The 21,573-nt window shown below is 60.2% G+C and carries 15 protein-coding genes; 4 read left to right on the top strand and 11 right to left on the bottom strand.

Annotated elements, in window-relative coordinates:
• Positions 1-7 precede the first annotated feature (7 nt).
• From KBF66_RS03550 to KBF66_RS03510, 9 genes are all read right to left on the bottom strand, one after another.
• Complete coding sequence (locus tag KBF66_RS03550; protein WP_296652324.1) at positions 8-910, bottom strand: DHHA1 domain-containing protein; 903 nt, start codon at positions 908-910, stop codon at positions 8-10.
• A complete protein-coding gene (gene ylqF / locus KBF66_RS03545) occupies positions 907-1,872 on the bottom strand; it encodes a ribosome biogenesis GTPase YlqF (protein ID WP_296652321.1) in 966 nt (321 codons plus the stop codon). The genes KBF66_RS03550 and ylqF overlap by 4 nt, the downstream gene beginning before the upstream one ends.
• Entirely contained in the window at positions 1,872-3,320 is a 1,449-nt protein-coding gene (locus KBF66_RS03540) for a diguanylate cyclase (RefSeq protein ID WP_296652319.1), read from the bottom strand. The genes ylqF and KBF66_RS03540 overlap by 1 nt, the downstream gene beginning before the upstream one ends.
• An 83-nt stretch (positions 3,321-3,403) precedes the next feature.
• On the bottom strand, positions 3,404-3,688 hold the full coding sequence (locus tag KBF66_RS03535) for a hypothetical protein (protein WP_296652317.1): 285 nt from the start codon (positions 3,686-3,688) through the stop codon (positions 3,404-3,406).
• Positions 3,689-3,701: 13 nt separating this feature from the next.
• Positions 3,702-4,109 carry an alternative ribosome rescue aminoacyl-tRNA hydrolase ArfB gene (gene arfB / locus KBF66_RS03530; protein WP_296652314.1) on the bottom strand — a complete coding sequence of 136 codons (408 nt, stop codon included), beginning with the start codon at positions 4,107-4,109 and terminating at the stop codon, positions 3,702-3,704.
• 32 nt (positions 4,110-4,141) lie between these two features.
• Complete coding sequence (yegQ, locus tag KBF66_RS03525; RefSeq protein ID WP_296652311.1) at positions 4,142-5,512, bottom strand: tRNA 5-hydroxyuridine modification protein YegQ; 1,371 nt, start codon at positions 5,510-5,512, stop codon at positions 4,142-4,144.
• A gap of 103 nt (positions 5,513-5,615) precedes the next feature.
• The gene (gene aroC / locus KBF66_RS03520; RefSeq protein ID WP_296652308.1) at positions 5,616-6,710 is read right to left on the bottom strand and encodes a chorismate synthase; all 1,095 of its coding nucleotides are present in this window, start codon (positions 6,708-6,710) and stop codon (positions 5,616-5,618) included.
• A 47-nt stretch (positions 6,711-6,757) separates the two neighbouring features.
• Complete coding sequence (locus KBF66_RS03515; RefSeq protein ID WP_296652305.1) at positions 6,758-7,222, bottom strand: CBS domain-containing protein; 465 nt, start codon at positions 7,220-7,222, stop codon at positions 6,758-6,760.
• A 91-nt stretch (positions 7,223-7,313) separates the two neighbouring features.
• A complete protein-coding gene (locus KBF66_RS03510) occupies positions 7,314-10,100 on the bottom strand; it encodes an EAL domain-containing protein (protein WP_296652302.1) in 2,787 nt (928 codons plus the stop codon).
• Between the two features lie 168 nt (positions 10,101-10,268).
• Between KBF66_RS03510 and KBF66_RS03505 the strand changes: the two genes are divergently transcribed.
• The 4 genes from KBF66_RS03505 to KBF66_RS03490 all read left to right on the top strand — a co-directional run bounded on the left by KBF66_RS03505 (position 10,269) and on the right by KBF66_RS03490 (position 17,672).
• A complete protein-coding gene (locus tag KBF66_RS03505; RefSeq protein WP_296652299.1) occupies positions 10,269-11,567 on the top strand; it encodes an O-acetylhomoserine aminocarboxypropyltransferase in 1,299 nt (432 codons plus the stop codon).
• A gap of 121 nt (positions 11,568-11,688) precedes the next feature.
• Complete coding sequence (locus KBF66_RS03500) at positions 11,689-12,516, top strand: alpha/beta hydrolase (protein ID WP_296652297.1); 828 nt, start codon at positions 11,689-11,691, stop codon at positions 12,514-12,516.
• Between the two features lie 85 nt (positions 12,517-12,601).
• On the top strand, positions 12,602-16,651 hold the full coding sequence (locus KBF66_RS03495; RefSeq protein ID WP_296652356.1) for a response regulator: 4,050 nt from the start codon (positions 12,602-12,604) through the stop codon (positions 16,649-16,651).
• On the top strand, positions 16,644-17,672 hold the full coding sequence (locus KBF66_RS03490) for a two-component system response regulator (protein WP_296652294.1): 1,029 nt from the start codon (positions 16,644-16,646) through the stop codon (positions 17,670-17,672). The genes KBF66_RS03495 and KBF66_RS03490 overlap by 8 nt, the downstream gene beginning before the upstream one ends.
• Before the next feature lie 50 nt (positions 17,673-17,722).
• On the opposite strand, the gene KBF66_RS03485 is transcribed toward KBF66_RS03490, so the two are convergent.
• Both KBF66_RS03485 and rmuC read right to left on the bottom strand, forming a co-directional pair.
• Positions 17,723-19,741, bottom strand: a complete 2,019-nt coding sequence (locus KBF66_RS03485) for a beta-propeller domain-containing protein (RefSeq protein WP_296652291.1) — start codon at positions 19,739-19,741, stop codon at positions 17,723-17,725.
• Entirely contained in the window at positions 19,731-21,533 is a 1,803-nt protein-coding gene (gene rmuC, locus KBF66_RS03480; protein ID WP_296652289.1) for a DNA recombination protein RmuC, read from the bottom strand. Before rmuC ends, KBF66_RS03485 begins: the two co-directional genes overlap by 11 nt.
• Positions 21,534-21,573: the final 40 nt, after the last annotated feature.

Genomic DNA, 21,573 nt, shown 5'->3' with positions numbered 1-21,573 from the left:
CTCGCTCTCAGGCATTCAGCGTGCCGCCCAGCATTTCGGTCAGGCGCTGGTAGGGCATTCTGAACGCTGCGGCCTGGGCGTGCCCGCCACCGCCCATGCTCTCAGCCAGCGCGATGCAACTGAAGTTGCCGCGGGAGCGCAGACCACATTTGACCTGCCCCTTGCGGTCAAGTGTCCACATCAGGGCGAAACTGCCTGATCGCTGGCACAGCAGGTGACCCACCTCACTGTGGAAAACACCTGGCGCATTCACCATCCAACCGTCAACACCGTTGAAACGCAAGGTGTGCGCCTGCTGTGCAATCTGGACCGCCAACTGCTTGAATTTGGCGTCCATCGCTTCACCACGGGTGATATAGGCCGCAAGGCCGGTTGCGTCAAGTTTGGCAATTGCATGCCAGCGGGCAAACTCAAACGGCTCCATGTCCAGTGAGGCCAGGAAACTTGAGCTTTCAGGATACTGCCAGACCCAGATGTCACGGTCTTCCACATAACGAACCAGATCGGGCAAGGGTTCATCCGGGTAAAAAAATTCCCAGGCCAGGCGCGCACCCGCCTTCTCGACATCAAAGTGCACTGCCCCGCAGCGACACTGGAAACCGGACAGTTTTTCAGCGGCGCTCAAGTGGTGATCAAGCAGAACCAGCTTGGCCGCACGGCAATCAACATCCCGCAAAACCGCCTCAGAGAACGCAAAGTCCAGGACATAAACCGCCCTCGCCCTGAGTTCGGGTAAATCCTCCACCGTACGCACATCGTCATGGTCCAGACCTACAAACTCGGCTTGTCCACCAAAATAGAGCCAGGCCGCCAGTGCTGCGGCGAACCCGTCGGGGCAATGATTGCCGTGATAAATCACCAGCGGCCGGGGATCGTTTTTTTCTGGAAAGACCGGCAGTTTCAACTTCATTTGAAGGCTCCGCGCACATCAGGCCTTGGCAACTGCCGGAAACGGATCTTGCGGTCAAGCTCGATCGCGTCTTTCTTGCGCTGGCGCTGCGCATCCAGCGTCTGGCCCGCCGCCAGCCACTGCGCAAACTCTGTTGGTGTTTCCAGGCTGATGCGACCGATCACGGCCGATCGAAAGTCAAAAATGGCAATCTCGGCGGCCTTTTGCAGATTGACCCTCTGCCCACCCTGCAAAGCACCGCGCTGGCGGCCAATCGCTTCAAGCAACTGCTCATCGCTCATGGTCGCCACCGACTGCAGCTTGAAACGTGCTTCCAGCTGCGTCGGGTAGTGCTGGCGCAGATAGTCCAACAGCTCCAGCGCCACTTCCTGCTCGTCAAACGCATTGCGTCCCACCGCGCCGCTGGCCGCCAGGTTATAGCCACTTTTGGCCACGATGATGCGTGGCCACAGCATACCGGGTGTGTCGTACAGGTAGAAGTCGGGGGCCAAGGCAATACGCTGCTCCAGCTTGGTGACACCGGCTTCGTCACCCGTCTTGGCTGCGCGCCGTCCCGTCAGGGTGTTGATCAGGGTGGACTTGCCAACATTGGGAATGCCACAAATCAACACCCGCATCGGCTTGGCCATGCCACCCCGGGTGGGCGCGAGGTCATGGCAGGCGGCAATCAGGGCTTTGGCCGGTGCAGCAGCACTGGCATCCAGCGCTAGGGCGCGGGTACCGGGCAAGGCGTTGAAGTGCCCCAGCCACAGTTGTGTGCAGTCCGGGTCAGCCAGATCCTGCTTGTTCAATACCTTCAGCGTCGGCCTGCCATGGGTCAGCTGTGCCAGCATCGGGTTGGCACTGGAGGCGGGCAGGCGTGCATCGAGCAGTTCAATCACCACGTCAATGTTCTTGATGCGTTCGGCAATGGCCTTTTGCGTCAGGTGCATATGGCCAGGGAACCATTGGATCATGGCCATCAGTTGTCCCCTTGGCGTCGGTTTGCCGCCACCACCCGGTCGCGACCCTGGGCTTTGGCCTGGTAGAGCGCGCCATCCACCTGCTCAAACATATCGCCTGGTTGGTCGTGCAACTCCAACGTGGCCACGCCCGCACTGAGTGTCAAAGGACGGCCGATCCTGAAGTCACGCGTCCGCGCCGCCTGCACCAGCCGCTCGGCCAGTCGCTGTGCCTGCTCTGGTGAGGTGGCCGGGCACAGCAGCAAGAACTCTTCGCCACCCCAGCGCAGGATGTGGTCAATGCCGCGGGCAGTCTCGCGCAGCAGCGCGGCGACTTCCTGCAGCACCCGGTCACCCTCGGGGTGCCCCAGCTCATCATTGATGCGCTTGAAAAAATCGATGTCCACCAGCACCACCGACAACGCCTGCTTTTGACGGCGTGAGCGCGCCAGCTCATGCTGGTACAAGGCATCAAAACCGGTGCGATTGCGCAGACCGGTGAGTGCATCGGTCAGTGACAGTTTCTGCAGCTCGGCGTTAACCCGGCGCAAGCGCCGGATCCAGTAGGCGCTGGTGAGCATCGCTGTGAACCATACCGCTGCCAGCCAACCGAGCAAGCGGTAGTTGATCGGATTGACCACCTTGATGGCGATATGCTGGTCAATGATTTTTTGTCGCTCGACCGGGGTGATGCTTGCCACACCGGCGTTCAGAAGCCCAAGCAAGGAAGCTTGCGACTTGACCACCCCAATGCGCAGCTGATTGCCATAGTTGGGCACCTGGCCCGCAATCTTCAGGTTGAACCAGCCCTGATTCCTGATGGTGTCAGCCGCCACAATCAGCGAGCGCATGGTCAGGTCGGCCTGGCGTTCGGAAACCAGCTTGAGGGCTTGCGCTTCGCTGTCCACCAGCACAATGTTCAGATTCGGGTAGTCGCGGCGCAGGCGCTCCTCCACCGAGGTGCCTTTGGGCAGCACCATGGTTTCGTCAGACAGCGAGGACAGATCCGACACAAAGCCGTGCTCTTCGCGGGTGATCAGCACGTTTTCATCGACCAGCACCGGGTTGGTGAACAACAGCCAGCCATCGCGTTTGGGGCTCTGGTTCAAAAAACTCATCACCTCGCAGCGCCCGGCCTGCGAGGCTGCCAGGCTATCGTCCCAGTCTTTGGTCGGCAGCAGCTGCAAAGCCAGACCGCTGCGCTGCGCCACGAGCTTGAGCAGGTCGGCCGCGATCCCGACATGCTGACCCTGCGCGTCGATCTGTTCAAACGGTGGCCAGTCAGGGTCAACACAAAACGTCACCACACGGCTGACGGGTGTCGCCAGCGGCGCAGCATCCAGTGGCAGGGCTGCCACCGCCACGCGGGCCAGTTGCATCAGAGCCAACAGCAGGCTCAAGGCCAACCGGCACCACCAAACATGACCCATGATCAGCCCTAAAGTGTGTCGTAAGTCGTATGGATTCATGGGTCGCCGTTCTGCTTGACTCGATTATCCGGTCCACCACCCTCCGCCCAACAGCGGCCGGCGCAGAAAACCGTTCACCATCGCTACAAATCGAGCGACGGTCGCAACAACGACGATTTGACAAAACGCCAGTGCCCGACAAAACAGGCCTTGGCAGCAGCGAAAATGCCGGCCAACGCCGCCCCGCTGTCCAGATTGACGATCGCCACCGGCAAGGCACCCGTCTTGGCGGCCGGATCCCACACGCTGGACAGATAAATCAGCACATAAAGCGCCGGAATCAGCGCCACCACGGCCGCTGCCAGAAGCAATCGTGGGTAACGCCGAAAAAAATGTCCCTCGATCTGGGCGATTCGCAGAAACGACATGCCAGCCGCCGGTTCAGGTCTCATACCCCACCCGGGCACGCTGGGTCTTGATCTGGGAAAGCTGGACTTTATGGTCACGCAAGCGCCGCCTGGAGGCTTGTGTGGGATGAGTCGGACGACGCATTTTGGGCGGACGCGCCACGCTGTTGACCAGTTCATGCAGGCGCGCCAGCGCGTCAAACTTGTTGGCCTCTTGTGTGCGGTGACTCTGCGCCTTGATCACCAGCACACCATCCTGGGTGATGCGACTGTCGCGCAAGGCCAGCAGCCGTGCCTTGACATCATCGGGCAGACTGGATGCGCCAATGTCAAACCGCAGATGAATGGCGCTGGACACCTTGTTGACATTCTGTCCGCCCGCCCCCTGGGCGCGGATGGCGTTCAGTTCCACCTCGTCTGGCAGGACATTCAGTACATTCATTTCAATAGCAATCTATCTATATAAAATAATCGCTAGAGGCTTAAAACACCATCACCCGATGTGTGAGCGACCTCTGGCGGGTTAACGTAGCGCGCCACAAACGCTCCCACCGCGCTCTCAGGCAAGGGCAGCCACACCGTGTGGCCGCTACCGGGTGCCACGGTCATCGGTTGGGCGTCCAGATTTTCCATCGACGTCAACCGCACATCCTGATTGCCGCCAGGCTGGATGATCTCCAGCCAGTCACCCACGGCAAAGCGGTTGCGCACATTGACCTTCATCAGTCCGCGCAGCGGATCGAATTCAAGCGCATCACCCACATACAGGCTGCGGCCGGACTCGGAATAACCGCGCAAATAATTCTGCGTGGCCTCCGGCGTGTGGCGTTGAAAAAAACCGCTGGTGTAGCCCCGGTTGGCCAGGCCTTCCAGTTGCCCGAGCAGCGCCGGGTCAAGTTCGCGCCCGGCTACCGCGTCGTCAATGGCGCGCCGATACGTCTGCACCGTGCGCGCGACGTAATACGGGCTTTTGGTGCGACCCTCAATCTTGAGCGAATCCACGCCGATCTCCACCAGCCGCTTGATGTGTTCCACCGCGCGCAGGTCCTTGCTGTTCATCACATAAGTCCCGTGCTCGTCTTCTTCGATCGGCATGTAACTGCCTTCGCGCTGACTTTCTTCAATCATGTAAACCTTATCGGCCTCGGGCGCGCGTTCGATCGCGTCCTGCTCGCGCTCACGCGCGGCCGCCTGGGTCAGCACGTCGCCCGAGGCATCGACCACACCCTTTTGCGTCTTGTAGTCCCAGCGGCAGGAGTTGGTGCAGCTGCCTTGATTGGCGTCGCGGTGGTTGAAATAGCCAGAGAGCAGGCAGCGCCCCGAGTAGGCAATGCACAGCGCGCCGTGCACAAATACTTCAAGCTCCATGTCGGGGCAGGCCTGGCGGATTTCTTCCACCTGATCGAGCGACAGCTCGCGCGACAGGATGATGCGTTTGAGCCCCACCTTTTGCCAGAATTTCACCGCCGCCGAGTTGACGGTGTTGGACTGTACCGACAAGTGGATTTCCATCTCGGGCCATGTCTCACGCACCATCATGATCAGACCGGGGTCGGACATGATCATGGCGTCAGGCTTCAAGGCGATCACCGGTGCCATGTTGTCGATGTAATGGCGGATCTTGTTGCCGTGCGGAAAGATATTGCTCACCAGAAAAAACTTCGCGCCTTTGGCATGGGTGGTGTCGATGCCTTGTTTGAGCACCTCGATGTCGCCAAAGTCGTTGTTGCGCACGCGCAGACTGTAGCGTGGCTGGCCGGCATAGATGGCGTTGGCACCAAAGGACAGCGCGGTTTGCAGCATGGCCAGCGAGCCGGCAGGTGCTAGCAGCTCAGGGATTTTCATGGTCGCTCTCTTGGTTTGGCGGTTTCACGTATCCGCTATCACAATACTTTTGATAGCTTCCAGCGCATGCTGAATATTGGCTAGAACCACATTTTTACGAAATTCAGACTTGCGCGGCAATGGGTGCCAGGCCGGACTGCACATTGCCACACTGCGCCCGGTGGCGCAGCGCATGGTCCATCACCACCAGCGCCAGCATGGCCTCCAGAATCGGGGTGGCACGAATGCCCACACAGGGGTCGTGCCTGCCTTTGGTGACCACTTCGGTGGGCTGACCGGTGGTATCGATGGAATCACGCGGGATCAAAATCGAACTGGTCGGTTTGACCGCCACCGATACCTCGAGGTCTTGCCCGGAGGTGATGCCCCCGAGCGTGCCGCCCGCATTGTTGCCGATGAAGCCGTTGCGCGTCAGCGCATCGCCATGCGTGCTGCCGAGTGCCGCCACACAGGCAAAGCCGGCACCAATTTCCACCCCTTTGACCGCGTTGATGCCCATCATCGCGTAGGCAATGTCGGCGTCCATCTTGTCGTACAGCGGCTCGCCCAGACCCACGGGCACGTTGGACGCACTGACGCGCAGTCGCGCACCACACGAGTCGCCATGCTTGCGCAGCGTGTTCATGTAGTCCTCCAGCGTGCTCACGTCAGCCACCGGGGCAAAAAACGGATTGTTGGGCACATGCTCCCAGGACTCGAAACCAATCGGCACGCTGCCAATCTGCGTCATGCAGCCACGAAAGACGGTTCCGAATTTCTCAAACAACCATTTCTTTGCCACCGCACCCGCAGCCACCGAGGGCGCGGTCAGCCTTGCGCTGGAGCGGCCACCGCCACGCGGGTCACGAAGGCCGTATTTCTGAAAATAGGCGTAATCGGCGTGACCTGGACGAAAGGTCTGCACGATGTCGCCATAGTCCTTGCTGCGCTGGTCGGTGTTTCTGATCAACAGACAGATTGGCGTACCGGTGGTCGTACCCTGGTACACGCCAGAGAGGATTTCGACCTCATCGGGCTCCTTGCGCTGGGTTACAAAGCGGTTCTGACCGGGTTTGCGACGATCCAGATCGGCCTGGATGTCGGCTTCGCACAGCGCCATGCCGGGCGGACAACCGTCTATCACGCAGCCAATGGCCGGGCCGTGGGATTCACCAAAATTGGTGACGGTGAATAAGGTTCCAAAGGTGTTTCCGCTCATGGGTGGCGATTATCCCAGAGCGGTCAATGCCACGCTGCGCGCAGCAACTAGAGCGTGGGCGCGCCATCGCTTGCTTCGCCCTCGGGCCAGTCGTGGATGTAGGCCTTGAGCATCTTGTTCTCAAAATTCTGGCTGTCAACCACCGCCCGCGCCACGTCGTGAAAACTGATCACGCCCATGAGCATGCGCTTGTCCATCACCGGCATGTAGCGGGCGTGGCGGTCGAGCATCATGCGGCGCACTTCGTCCATGTCGGTCTCCATGGTACAGGTCAGCGGGTGATCGTCCATGGCGGTACGCACAATGGTGCTGGCAATGTTGCCCCCCATCTTGACCAGCACCTGGGTGAGTTCGCGCACGGTCAGCATACCCACCAGGTCACCATGCTCCATCACCACCAGTGAGCCGATGTCACGCTCAGCCATCAGACCAAGCGCCTTGATCAGGGATTCATCCGGGTTGGCGGTGTAAAGTGTGCTGCCCTTGATGCGCAAAATATCACTGACTTTCATGGATTTCCTCGTGTTCGATAGGAGCAATTGCAAACGGTGCGACTGACCCATTCATCTTAATGGCAAAGGTGGCGCCGTCAAGATGATGTTACTAGACAACCCAGTGCTCACCATCAAGTGCTGGCTGGCACAGCAGCGAATCCTGCTCCAGCAAGGTTTCGACTTCGTTGGCGGCCAGCGGTTTGGCATAGTAGAACCCCTGGGCAAAGTCGCAACCCATGGCCAGCAAGAGCTGGTGTTGTTCGATGGTTTCAACGCCCTCGGCAATCACCTTCAGCTCAAGACGATGCGCCATCACCACAATCGCCGTGGCCAGTGCCCTGTCACCCTCACCACTGGCAAGTTGCTGGATAAAGGTTTTTTCAATCTTGAAATAGTCGATGTGCCGCTTTTTCAGCTGAAACAGCGAGGCATAGCCGTCACCAAAGTCGTCAATCGCCACTTGCACCCCGGCATCGCGAAACTCCTGCAACTTTTCACTGACCCCTGCCGCCTCGCTTTGCAACAGCTTCTCGCTGATCTCAATGACAAAACACTGGCTGTTGAAGCCGCCGCCATCAAGCCGGTTGCGTGGGCCAATACGGTGCACGTCTGCCTGTAACAGTTGCATGGGTGACACATTCAGGCTGATCTGGAACGCGCGCCCATAGCGCTGACGCCACCGTTTGGCCTGGCGTGCGGCCTCACCAAAGACCCAGTTGCCAATGCTGTGGATCAAGCCGGACTCTTCTGCCAGCGGGATGAACTCGCTCGGGCTGACCATCCCCCGCTGCGGATGCAACCAGCGCAACAGCGCTTCAACTTTGTGTAACCTGCCACTTCGCAAATCCACGATCGGCTGAAAATGCAGTTGCAATTGACCGTTTTGCAAAGCACCCCGCAAATCATGAAGCATGTGCTGCCGCTCCAGGGCGAATACCTGCATGGCCTGGGTGTAGTAACTGAATCGGTTGCGACCGGCATTCTTGGCCGCATACATGGCGCGGTCAGCGTCCTTGAGCAACTCTTCCAGGCTGGTCGCATCGTCCGGGTACATGGCGATGCCAATGCTGGCCGAGATGTTGACCACTTCGTCCCCCAGCGCGCAGGGGCACAACAGCGACTGAAGAATGTTCTGGGCGATCAGCTCAACCCGGCCCGGGTCGTCAATGCTCGACAGGATCACCGTGAACTCGTCGCCGCCCAAACGAGCCACGGTGTCCGAGTCACGCACGCAGTTGGCAATGCGCTGGGCGGCCTCCACCAGCAGCAGGTCACCGGCATCATGCCCCAAGGTGTCATTCACCTCCTTGAAATTATCCAGATCGATGAACAGCAACGCCAGCTTGTGCCCGGTACGCTGCGTTTTCTTGAGCTCCTGGGACAAGCGATCTTGGAACATGCTGCGATTGGGCAGCTTGGTCAACGGGTCAAAATTGGCCTGGGACCAGATCACCTCCTGGGCCAGTTTTTTGTCGGTGATGTCGGAAAACAGGCCAACCCGGCATTGCACGGAACCGTCCCCGTGCCGGATGGTGCTGATGGTTTGCCATTGCGCGTAACAACTGCCATCCTTGCGCCGGTTCCACAACTCGCCCTGCCAATGGCCGGTGGCATCGATCTGGTGCCACATGTCGCGGTAGAAGGCCGCCGTTTGTCGCCCGGAGTGCAGCATGGCGGGGTTCTTGCCCAGCACCTCGTCGCGGCTGTAGCCTGTCAGACGGGTGAAGGCCGGGTTGATTTCCACAATGGCGTTATCAGGGTCGGTGACCATCATCGCCTCACTGCTGTTCTCCAGCACCAGTGAGGCCAGGCGCAACTTGTCTTCAGCCGCCTTTTGTGCGGTCACGTCGCGTGCCGAGCCGACCACCCCAATGACTTCACCCGCATCATTCACAAATGGTGCCTTGTGCACATCCAGGAACATGAACTTGCCACGCACATTGCCAAACTCGTCAAACTGCGAGGCTTTGCCGTTGGCCAGAGTCAAGGTATCCGAGTCCTGACACAGCTCACCAAAGGTGTGCCACTGTGGATCGTCCGGATGCGCGCTGCGCTCGCGCAGCGCAAAGTCGAGGTCGGTGCGCCCAAGCGGCTCATCGGTGCTGCCGGCAAACAGCAACTGGTCACAAATCGCCTTGTTGGCAAACAGATAGCGTTTATGCAGGTCCTTTGCCCAGATCATGTCGGGCACGTTGTCACTGATCAGACGCAACAACGTACTCAGGTCGTGGCTCTTTTGTTCACTGGCGCGCAGAGCCAGTTCTGCCTCCTTGCGCGGCGTGATATTCAGACTTCCGCCGGTGGCGGTCAACACTGCTCCATGCTGGTCCCGACTCACTGCCCGACCCCGGGTGACAACCCAACTCCAGCCACCCTGCGCATGGGCAATCCGGTATTCCAGGCGAAAGTCCCCTGCCATCGAGCGCCGTGCCAGGCGCATCTGCGCTTCAAATGTTGCGCGATCATCGGGGTGGAGCAAGGCCAGCCAGTGTTGCAGGTTGCTGACCGGGGTATCCGCTGCCAGACCAAGCCAGGGCAGGCGGCTACGGTCAACCCGAATCTGCCCGGTCACAAAGTCAAGCTCCCAAAGCACCATCTGGGCGGCGTCGATGGCCAGGCTGAGGTTGAACTCCGCCCGTGCATGGGTCTGCAACACATGCTGCCGGTTGATGGCCAGCTCATCAAGCAGGCGCGTCAGCATCGTCAAAGTGACCGGGGCCACCACGCTGGCTGCCACCAGTCCTGTCAACAGGTAGTCGTAACTGACCTCACCCTTGAGCAGCCAGCCCATGCCAGACACAATGAGCTCGGCCAGCAGCACCGCCACCAGCACGATGGCAAGCCGCAGCTTCCAGCCGCGATAACCTTCCAATTGCGCGATCCAGTGGCTTGACATCTGAACGGCTGACTACTGACGGGTATGGGTGAATGTTCGCATCAATAACTACTCCCTGATATGGTGCATTCTGCCTTCAGAATTTGCAGATCCTTTAGTTTGAATCAAACAAAGCCGTGCAGAATCCACTTTTTATCCAACGGCTCACTGGCCCACCCGAGGACTTCCATGCCTGGTTACTCCGACCCCGGTTTTGACACCCTGGCACTGCACGCCGGCAGCGCCCCAGACCCCAGCACCGGTGCGCGCGCGGTGCCGATTCACCTCAGCACCTCGTTTGTGTTCGAATCCAGCGATCACGCCGCCGCGCTATTTAATCTGGAGCGTGCCGGGCATGTTTACAGCCGCATCAGCAACCCAACCAACGCGGTGCTGGAGCAACGCATCGCCGCACTCGAGGGCGGCATTGGCGCCATCAGCGTGGCAAGTGGCCAGGCGGCGCTGCACCTGAGCATCGCCACATTGATGGGGGCAGGCAGCCACATCGTGGCGAGTACGGCGCTATATGGTGGGTCGCAAAACCTGTTGAATTACACGCTCAAGCGCTTTGGCATCGACACCACTTTTGTCAAACCCGGTGACATGGATGCCTGGCGAGCTGCCGTGCGACCCAACACCCGACTGTTTTTTGGCGAAACGGTGGGCAACCCGGGGCTCGACGTGCTGGACATTCCCACGGTCTCGGCAATCGCCCATGGCGCTGGCGTGCCGCTGCTGGTGGACTCGACCCTGACCACACCCTGGCTGATCAAACCGTTTGAACTCGGTGCCGACCTGATCTACCACTCGGCCACCAAGTTCTTGAGTGGGCACGGCACGGTGATTGGCGGGCTGGTGATCGACGGTGGCAGCTTTGACTGGGACGCATCGGGCAGGTTCCCCGAGCTGACGCAAGCCTACGACGGCTTTCACAACATGGTGTTTTCGGAAGAGTCCACTGTGGGTGCGTTCTTGCTGCGGGCGCGACGCGAAGGCCTGCGCGACTTTGGTGCCTGCCTGAGCCCACATTCGGCCTGGCTGATTTTGCAAGGCATGGAGACGCTGTCGCTGCGAATGGCACGGCACATGGAAAACACGCAGAAAGTGGTGACGTTCCTGACGAGCCAGCCATTTGTGGCGCGGGTGGGCCACCCGATGCTGGAAAACCACCCCAGCCATGCGCTGGCACAGAAACTGTTGCCACGCGGTGCGGGCTCGGTGTTCAGTTTTGACCTGAAAGGCAGTCGCACGCAGGGCAAGGCGTTTGTGGAAAGCCTCAAAGTCTTCAGCCACCTGGCCAATGTGGGCGACTGCCGCAGCCTGGTGATTCACCCGGCCAGCACCACCCATTTCCGTATGACTGACGCGGCGCTGGTGGCAGCTGGCATCACCCAGGGCACGATCCGGCTGAGCATTGGGCTGGAGGATGCCGATGACTTGATCGATGACTTGAAGCGTGCGCTCAAAGCCGCTGAGAAAGCCGCCTGAGCGGGGACAAGTCGATGCTTCCAGTTCGCTGCCAACACCCCGATTTAATCAGATAGCATAGCATTTACCGCATGATGGATAAGCGCTGGATGCCAATTTGATCACACAAAAGACTTAGACCATGTACCTCACTGTCAACCATGTGCCCACCTACTGCTACACCGGCGGCAAGCCCTTTGATGCGACCCAGCCCACGGTGGTGTTGATCCACGGGGTTTTAAATGACCACAGCGTGTGGATCTTGCAAAGCCGCAGCCTGGCGCACCATGGCTATAACGTGCTGGCCGTCGACCTGCCCGGCCACTGCCGCAGCGGCGGTGATGCGCCGAGCAGCGTCGAGCAGGCGGCAGACTTTATTGCCGCGCTGCTGGATGCCGCCGGGGTGCAGACCGCCGCGCTGGCGGGTCACAGCTGGGGCTCGCTGATTGCACTCGAAGCAGCCGCGCGCCTGGGGGCACGGGTGAGCCATTTGGTGCTGGTCGGCACGGCGCACCCGATGCGGGTGTCGGCCACTTTGCTGGACGCCTCGATCAACGCACCCGAAGAGGCGATCAAACTGGTGAACGTTTTTTCACGCAGCACGCTGGCTCCGCCACCGTCGGCATTGGGGCCGGGTACCTGGGTGTATGGTGCCAGCATCGCGCTGGCGCGGCGGGTGCTGGCCAGCAACCGGGAGGTCAACGTGTTTCACCGCGGTTTTGTGGCCTGCGACAGCTACCGCAACGGCGAGCAGGCGATCACCCGCATCACCTGCCCGGTGCTGTTTGTGCTGGGCGCGCAAGACCAGATGACGCCGCCAAGATCCGCGCAAAGCCTGGTCAACGCAGCACGCGGCGCTGGCAAAACTGTGCAGGTGGTCAGCCTGCCCGTGGGCCACCAGCAGATGACCGAAGCACCTGAACAAACGCTGGCCGCGCTGACCGTCTTTCTGCGCACGATGCCGATTTGAAAGACTGGGACACGCAAGACTGACCGATTGGCTGCCGCGAACACATGACCTACCGATCCTTGTGAGCAAGCTAAGACACCTCTTGATGCTTTGGTTCATGGGCCTGACCTCGGTCTGTTGGGCACAGGCGCTGCCATTTGACTATCGCTGTGGGGTCGATAACATTTTGGCCCCTGCTACGACCGCAGAAAACCCCTGGATACACGCCCAAGACGGCCTACTGCCGGCGACCGCGGGTGCAGACCCCTGCTGGCTCAGACTGGATCCAACCAGCATTGCACCCAAAACCCTGTCGATCAGCGCCGAGCTGATTGCTTCCAACGCCAACCTGTCCGTCCGAGTGATGGACGCTTCCGGCCTGGTACTGGCCGAAGCCAACGCATTCGGCGCGCGCAGCCAAGTGCTGGTGTTGGCCACCGGTATGTTGTTTCCACAGTTGCCGCACCCTCCGCCGATGCTGTATGCACGGGTGCTCCGCCAGGGTTTTGACGGCGAAGTTCGCTCAAACGTTATCGTCAGCGCAGTGGACCTGGCGTCCGCGGTCTCGCAGGTACAGCGCACCACGCTGTTTCACGTCGGCATTGCGCTCGCTTACACCACCTTGGCTTTGTTTTTTGGCTGGATGGCCTGGTTGCTGCGCGACACCACCTACGTCGTATTCATGGGCTATTTGCTGGTGTTTGCCGTCACCGAAGTCATTGATACGCCGATTCTGCTGAGCATCGGCAACGTAGTACCAGCGCCCTGGCTTCGACTGGCCGAAGCGGCGACGATTCCACTGGGAACGGCATTGACGCTCCTGGCCTATTCGCGTCTGGCAAAGTTTAGCCAGTATGCCCCTACTGTGAGCCGGTTAACGAATGCTTTGGCGATCATTTATGGCCTGAGCGTGATGCTTTGGCTGAGCTCCGTCGGAGAAGGTAACCGCCTGCAAATGCAGCTCAGCTACGCGTTTTGGGGATTGTCCTTGGTAGGGGTGGTCGCGTCTTGGCGCGGTGGAAACCGTACCGCTGGCGTGCTCGCACTGGCGCTGGCAGTCGATATACTGACCTGGCTGCCCTACATCACGGTGGCGCTGACGAACCCCAAGGATGCAGACCTTCTTGGTGTATTCCCCAGCGATTTGAGCATCGTTGTAACCACGCTGCTGGTGCCCTTGGTGCTGTTGTACGGTCTCTGGCGGTATTTCTTGACCCAACGCCGCGAACAACGCCAGGAGCGTGTTCGCTTGCGTCAGGAAACCCAACGATTGACCGAACAAGACGCGCAGGCTCGGGCCGATGCCAACTACCACCGAGCCCTGGCGCAAATACAAACCGAGCGCGCCCAGGCCCTGAGCGAAGCCGGTGCCACCCTCGAGCGCTTGGGCGAGATTGGCCGCAAGCTCACTTCGGGCCTAGACCAGGCCGCAGTTTTCAAGACCCTGGAGCACCACCTGGTCGAGCAGGACCAGCACCTGCTGGCTGTAGACGCCCTTTGCGTGTATTTGCTTGACCCGAGCGGCTCCCGGCTCGAGCACGTTTTTTGGTCGCGTGACGGCCAACAGCAGACGCCTGCCGACATCATTGACCTGGACGAAAGCCAAGCGGCAGAAGCGATTGCGGCGCGCCAACGTCAGACCATTGCACAGCGCGGCGAGGAGCCACTGATCTTTCCCCACAAGAATGCCGACTGGCACGGCAGCAAGCTGTATGTCACCTTGATTGTTGGTGACCAGATGATCGGTGTACTCAGCATTGAATCGAGGCATCCGGATGCCTATGCGGAACGCGAACGCTCGATTCTTGAAGCCCTGGCGGCCTACATCGCGATCGCGCTACACAACGCGACCACCATGGCTGCACTGACGAGTGCCTTGCAAGCCGCAGCCAACGCGCAACAGCAGGCCGAGGCCGCCGCACTGGCCAAAAGCGAATTCTTGGCCAACATGAGTCACGAGATCCGCACACCGATGAACGCCATCATGGGTCTGTCGCACTTGTGCCTGCAAACTGAGCTCAAGCCCAAGCAGCACAATTACCTGAGCAAGATTGCCAAGGCCTCTGATAACCTGCTGCAGATCATCAATGATGTGCTGGATTTTTCGAAGATTGAGGCCGGCAAGCTGCGCGTGGAACGTGTGCCTTTCAGGCTGCATGAGGTGCTGGATAACCTGTCGGCCATGGTCGGACTGCGGGCTCGGGCAAAGTCGCTGGAGCTGATGTTCGACCTCGAACCAAGCTTGCCAGATGCCTTGGTGGGTGATGCGTTGCGACTCGGTCAGGTGCTGGTCAATCTGGTCAACAACGCCGTCAAATTCACCGAGTACGGCGAGATCGTGGTGCGAGTGCGCACGCAATGCGAAGATGAAGCCAGCCTGATTTTGGCGTTTTCTGTGCGCGACACCGGCATTGGCATTTCTGCCGAACAACAGACCCTGCTGTTTCAGGCGTTTAGCCAGGCAGACAGTTCGACCACCCGCAAGTTCGGCGGGACCGGCCTTGGATTGGCGATTTGCAAACGTCTGGTACACCTCATGGACGGCGAGATCAGCGTGCAATCGGTACCGCAACAAGGCAGCACGTTCACATTCACCACACGGTTTGCGAAATCCGACCAGGGCATTTTGCCGCCGGTACCGCCACTTGAATGGACCTCCGCCCCGCGCGTCCTTGTGGTGGATGACAACAGCACGTCGCTGGAAATACTTCGCATGGCCCTGGTATCGATGGGACTGGAAGTCGAACTGGCAAACTCGGGCACGGCAGCCTTGCAACGACTTGAAAACAGTGCAGCACCACGATTTGACCTGGTCCTGATGGACTGGCAAATGCCTGGGATGGACGGTATTGCTGCGGTCCGCGCCATGCATCAAACCGCTGCCTTGCCAACGGTGCCAACCGTCATCATGGTGACGGCTTTTGACACCGACGCTCTGTTGCAAAAAGCGGCCAGTACGCCGATTGATGGCATTCTCACCAAACCGGTCAATCATTCAGCCCTGTTTGACACCCTGTCCCTGCACCTGGGACACCGAGCCCAGATTGGCACAACCGCAGTCGACCCCGCGTCAAGCCCGCAGGCTGACACATTCATACAGCAGTTGCAAGGCGCGAGAATCCTGTTGGTCGAAGACAACGATATGAACCAGGAAGTCGCACAAGAGCTGCTGCAGGCCGCAGGTATGCAGGTGGATTTGGCAAGTGACGGCCTGGCGGCGTTGGATATCCTGCGCCAGGACACCGGTTTCGATGCAGTCCTAATGGATATGCAAATGCCGCGCATGGACGGTGTGGCCGCGACCCGTGCGATCCGCGAGACGCTGGCGCTGCGCCAGTTGCCCATCATTGCCATGACCGCCAATGTTCTGGCGTTGGACCGCCAGCGTTGCCTGGACGCGGGAATGAATGACTATGTCGGCAAGCCGATCAACGTGGGGCAGCTGTTCGCAGCCTTGGCTCGCTGGATCAAGCCGGGCAGGGCCACGGCACAGTCCGCGTCGGAACCGACGGAGAGGCCCACCGTGCACGGTGCAAGCTATGCTCTGGACCAGCTGGCGGATACCGACATCGGGGCGGCACTGCAACGACTCGACGGCAATGAGCCCCTGTTACAACACTTGCTCAAACGCTTTCAGGATACCGGGCAAGAGATGGCTCAAGCGTTGGCAGACGCTGTGGCAGCCGATCAGGCAGACGAGGCACTGCGGTTGGCGCACAGCTTCAAAAGCATGACCGCCACGATCGGGCTTGGGCGCTTGCAAGCGATGGCCGCGCAACTCGAGCACAGCCTGCGTGCGTCAACCCCGAGCAACATCGGTGCCCAATCGAAGACACTGCTGGACGAAACGCAACTGGCACAACGCCGGCTGGCGCAGGCGCAGCGCGATGCACCCAGTCCTGTTCCGTCGGCCAGCCAGCCGGACGGCCAAGCACTGAGCGCCATCATTGCGCCTCTTGAGCAAATGCTGATCCAACACGACACGCAGGCGCTGTCCACCTACCAGCAACTCAAGGCTGCGCTGGCCGGTAGCCGCTGGCAGCCATTGTGCGAGCAACTTGAGGCTGGTATGGACCGTTTTGACTTTGAGGCGGCGCATCAGACACTCACAATCCTGGTACGAGACTTGACCGATGCGGAGGTGTTGCATGACTGATTTACTGGAACGACAAACAGTTTTGCTGGTCGACGACACGCCTGAAAACCTGGCCGTACTCAACGGCATCCTGTCACCCATCTACAAAGTGCGCTTTGCCACCCAGGGACAAAAGGCCCTGGAGATGGCACGCTCGGACCCTCCTCCGGATCTGATTTTGCTTGATGTGATGATGCCCGGCATGAGTGGCCATGAGGTCTGCCGCGCACTCAAGGGAGATCTGCGCACCCGCCACATCCCGGTCATCTTCGTCACCGCGCTGGGTGACGTGCTGGACGAGCAGGCCGGGTTTGCATTGGGCGCTGTCGACTACATCACCAAGCCCGTCACCGCAGCCATCGTCGAGGCTCGGGTGCGCACCCACCTGGCACTTTATGACCAACAACGCGAGCTGCAGCACCAAGTGCTGGAGCAGACTCGCGAAATCAATGCGACTCGACTCGAGATCATTCGTCGCCTGGCCTGCGCGGCCGAATTCAAAGACAACGAAACCGGGTTGCACGTCATCCGGATGAGCCATTACGCACGCCTGCTCAGCGAAGCGGCCGGACTCAACGCGCTTGAAGTCGACCGAATCTTTAACGCAGCGCCCATGCATGACGTAGGCAAAATTGGCATACCAGACCATATCCTGAGCAAGCCCGGCCCACTCGACGCCTCCGAATGGGTGACCATGAAAACCCACCCTGAGATTGGAAATCAGATCATTGGCGTCTCGACGTCGCCCTTGCTGCAGGCGGCGGCGAGCATTGCGCTGACGCATCACGAGAAATGGGACGGCAGTGGCTACCCGGCGGGACTGCAGGGTGAAGCCATACCGCTGGTGGGACGCATCGTGGCAATCGCGGACGTTTTTGATGCCCTGACATCCGAGCGCCCCTACAAAAAGGCCTGGCCTCTGGAACTCGCACTCAGCACCATACAACAATCAGCAGGGCGTCACTTCGATCCATCGCTGGTAAAACTGTTCCTCGGCATCCAGGATGCTGTCACCGAGGTCCGCACACGCTTTGCCAGGTGAGCGCGACCACCGCTTGCAAAATCGGGCTGAACATCACAACCGGCTATCCCTCACCACAGCGCAGACTGCCAGCTAATGCCCTGGTAGTAGTGAACCTGGTCATTCCAGAGCAAGGCGCGGTCGAACTGGATGTCGCGCTGGACTGGCGTGGATGCGGGCAGCGGTGGCTTGGCACTCAGCGACCGGGTTGACAGATTGACCTCAAAGCGCTGCAACTCGGTGCGGGTGAAGTCATAGGTATCGCTGGCAACGCCGGTGCCATAGGCAGGCATCGTGTCGTGCAAGCGAACGGGCAGACCGACACGCACCGTGTTGCCGACCGTTTGCAGCGCAATGCCATGGTGGACGTGCAGCACCGTGGCGTCGGTGCCGCGCCGACCGATGATGGCGCGCGTTGACTCGACCGGCTGCGCCGGGTTGCTCACGTCGATCAACGACAGCTTGACACCCTGGTACCAGGCAAAGCGCCCGTCACCGTTTGCACCGTCCGAGACCGCGTCTTTGCCGACACCCAGCAAGAGCGTGTCAGACAGCGGAAACAGGTAATCCGAATAGCCGCTCACCTGCAACTCCCCGGCGACCTTTGGATCTGTGGGGTCTGCCAGGTCAAGCACATACAGCGGATCGGTCAGGCGGTAGGTCACCAGGTAAGCACGCGAACCGGAAAAGCGCGAGGCGTAGAGCTGTTCACCCGCCTTGCCGAGAGGCTGTGGCCGTTTGGCGTTGGGAAGCTCACCCACCCGTTTGAGCTCGCCCGCACTTTCTTGCAGGACGCTGAGGTGCCCGGGCGACTCGGTCTGAGCGATCACCGGCAGCCAGCCACCCCAACTTGAACCGGTTTGCGTGATCACGCGCAAAGCGCCCTGGTGTTCGCCCATGCGATGGGACTTGCGATTCTGATCAAAGCCCAAATGCCCGGTGACATTGCCAGAACCGCGGTAGCTGATGCTCAGTCCCTCCAGGGCGAACTTGTGAAGGTCGGTGCTGCTTTGGGCAGCGTAGACCGGCACGGCACCGCTGTAACTGTAGGCGCTGCGGGTGGTGGCCAGATACAGGCTCTGTGCTGACAGGTAGAACGCCTCGGTGCCGCCGGTAAAACAGCGCGCACTGTGCCGCAGGCCGGTTGCCGCCAGATCGATGCCGACCACGGTGATGATGTCGGCGCTTTTGACTGCGTTGTTGGGCTGCGTCAGACAAGCCTCTGGCGACACCAGCGCTTGCACCGGACCGCCGTCAATCGACAGCGTCGGCAGCAGTTGCGGGGCCTGCAAGGCGTCAACGATGCTCTGGTTGGCAGCCGCCTTATCCGCCGGCCAGGCGGGGTCGAGGCCTGGCACCTGCGGGTAACTGCGCATGACCAGATACAAGGTGTCGCCCAGGCGGCGTGAACCAATCAATTGCGCCGTCATGCGCAGGGTGCGCCGCACTTGCAACTGATTGGCACCGGCGGTATCCACCAGGATCACTTCCGTCAAACCCTGTTGCCACATGGAGGGCGCAAACCAGGCGTCCAGCATGGGCGTGGCCATTCCCCCCTCGGCAATCACGACTGCCTGTTGGCGTTGGCTGTGCAGATACAGATTCTTACCCTGAACATCGCCGGAAAATGGCAGTTTCAGGCTGTCTGCCGGCGTCAAGCTGGTGTCGTTGGTCGAAAGCTTTTGTCGGCGCAACACCCGCCGATCGGTGCTGGTGCTGTCAGACGGGTCCAGGCTCAACACCTGGCTGCCATCGGTCTTGATCACGTCGGCCTCATCGACACCCGCTTCCTGCACATTGGTCTGCGAGAACGCCGGTGCGACGCCATTCGATGCCACTGACGCGACCGGTGTACCTGCCAGGGCCACCACTGCATCGGTCGCCCAAACATGGCTCAGATCGCGCAGAGAGTCTGGCCCCAGCGCTTGACGCAAGTAGCGGGTCAGCTCGGCGGCGCTGGCGCTCTGCAAGGCCCACTGGGTGGTGGCCGTTGGCTCCGGCGTCACGGGTGTGCTCGCACCACCGCCACCACCGCAGGCTGTCAGCCACAACGCCACAGCAAGGGAACCGATACACCGTTCAATCTTCATCTTGCGTCTCCATCAGGGTCGGGATCAAGCTTGCAACCACCGCATTCACAGGCAGTTCTTCGACATCGCGCAGTTTGCGCTGAATGGCTCGGGTGCGCACGCCGACCTCGTTGAATTTGGCGGCGGCGTTGTCAATGGACTTTTTGGTGGCTTCCACCACCTCGCCAAACTTGCCAAACTCGGTTTTCACCATGCCCAGCAGGCTCCAGACCTCAGATGAGCGCTTCTCGATCGCCAGCGTCTTGAAACCCATTTGCAAACTGTTGAGCATGGCGGCCAGATTGGCCGGGCCGGTAATCATCACGCGGCAGTCGTTCTGGATGGCTTCGACCAGACCCGGGCGGCGAATCACCTCGGCAAACAGGCCCTCTGTGGGCAGGTAGAGAATGGCAAAGTCGGTGGTGTGCGGCGGCGAGACGTACTTGGCGACGATCTTTTTGGCTTCCTGTTTCATCGAGGCTTCAAAGGCGTTGCCGGCCTGCAGGATCGCCCCCTTGTCCATCGCATCTTGCGCGTCCATCAGGCGCTGGTAGTGTTCCACCGGGTATTTGGAGTCAATCGGCAGCCAGGTGGGGTGGTCGTCGTGGCGGCCGGGCAGGCGAATGGCGTACTCGACCAGTTCGTCGCTGCCGGGCACGGTTTTGACGTTTTTGCCGTACTGGTCGATGGTCAGCACGTTGTCGATGATGGCACCCAGCTGCATTTCGCCCCAGGTACCGCGTGACTTGACGTTGGTCATCACGCGTTTGAGGTCACCGACGCTGCCGGCCAGGGTTTTCATCTCGCCCAGGCCGGCTTGCACCTGCTCCAGCCGCTCGCTGACCAGTTTGAACGACTCGCCCAGGCGCTGCTCGAGTGTGGCGTGCAGTTTTTCATCGACGGTACGGCGCATTTCTTCGAGTTTGGTGGTGTTGTCTTGCTGGATGGCGGCCAGGCGATCATTGAGCGCGGTGCGCAACTGCTCGGCGTTCTGCTGGCTGCCAGCGACCAGACCCGTGAGTTGTTGCGACACCGACTCCTGTAGTGCAGAAAATTGGGTCCTGATCTGGCTGCTGTTGCCGTCCAGTTGGTCCTTGAGCGCGCCTGACATCACGCCGAGCTGGCTTTGAATGTCGGATTTGAGCGAATCCAGCGTTTGCCGGGTGGCAGCGGTCAGCACGTCAAAACGCGCCTGGATGTGCGCCTCTTGCCCTTTGGCGCTCTCAGCCAGGGCCTCGCGTGACTTGGTGCTCTCGCTGGCCAGAGCGCCCATGTTGCTGGCGAGTTCGGCGCGAAAACCGGACAGCGCATCGACCAGTTCCTTGCGGGTGGTGCCGGCATCGGCTTGCGCCTGTGTCAGGTGCGCCAGCAAGCTCTTGCTGGTGTCGTCCAGCCGGGTTGACACTGTCGCTTGCACGCCGTCCAGACGCTGGGTCAGCGAGGCATCAAAACCGGCCAGGCGTTGCTCCAGCTTGCCTTCAAAACCCTGAAAAGCGCTCAGCAGCTCCGCCCTGCCCTGGCGCGATTCGGCCACGGTTTGCGCCAGCTTGTCGTCGATGGCCTGGCGCACCAGCTCCAGACTGGACGCCATGGTTTGACTTGCGCCTTGCAACTGCTGTGACACACCTTCCAGCGCGCCATCGTTTTTGGCGACTGCTTGCAAGGTCGCGCGGGCCGATTGGTCCAGCACGTCGAGCTTGAGTGTCAGCTCGGGCGGCAGTTCGATACGCGGCTTGCGCAGCAACGTGATGATTTGCAGCACCAGCACCAGCGCGACGGCCAGTGATAGCAGGGGGTGAATCAATTCATTCATGAGTTGGGAGTTCGGCTTTGGTGAAATTGTGAATGGAATT

Source organism: Rhodoferax sp., from assembly GCF_018063565.1.
Lineage (GTDB): Bacteria > Pseudomonadota > Gammaproteobacteria > Burkholderiales > Burkholderiaceae_C > Rhodoferax.
This window is presented reverse-complemented; position numbering and strand designations above follow the sequence as displayed.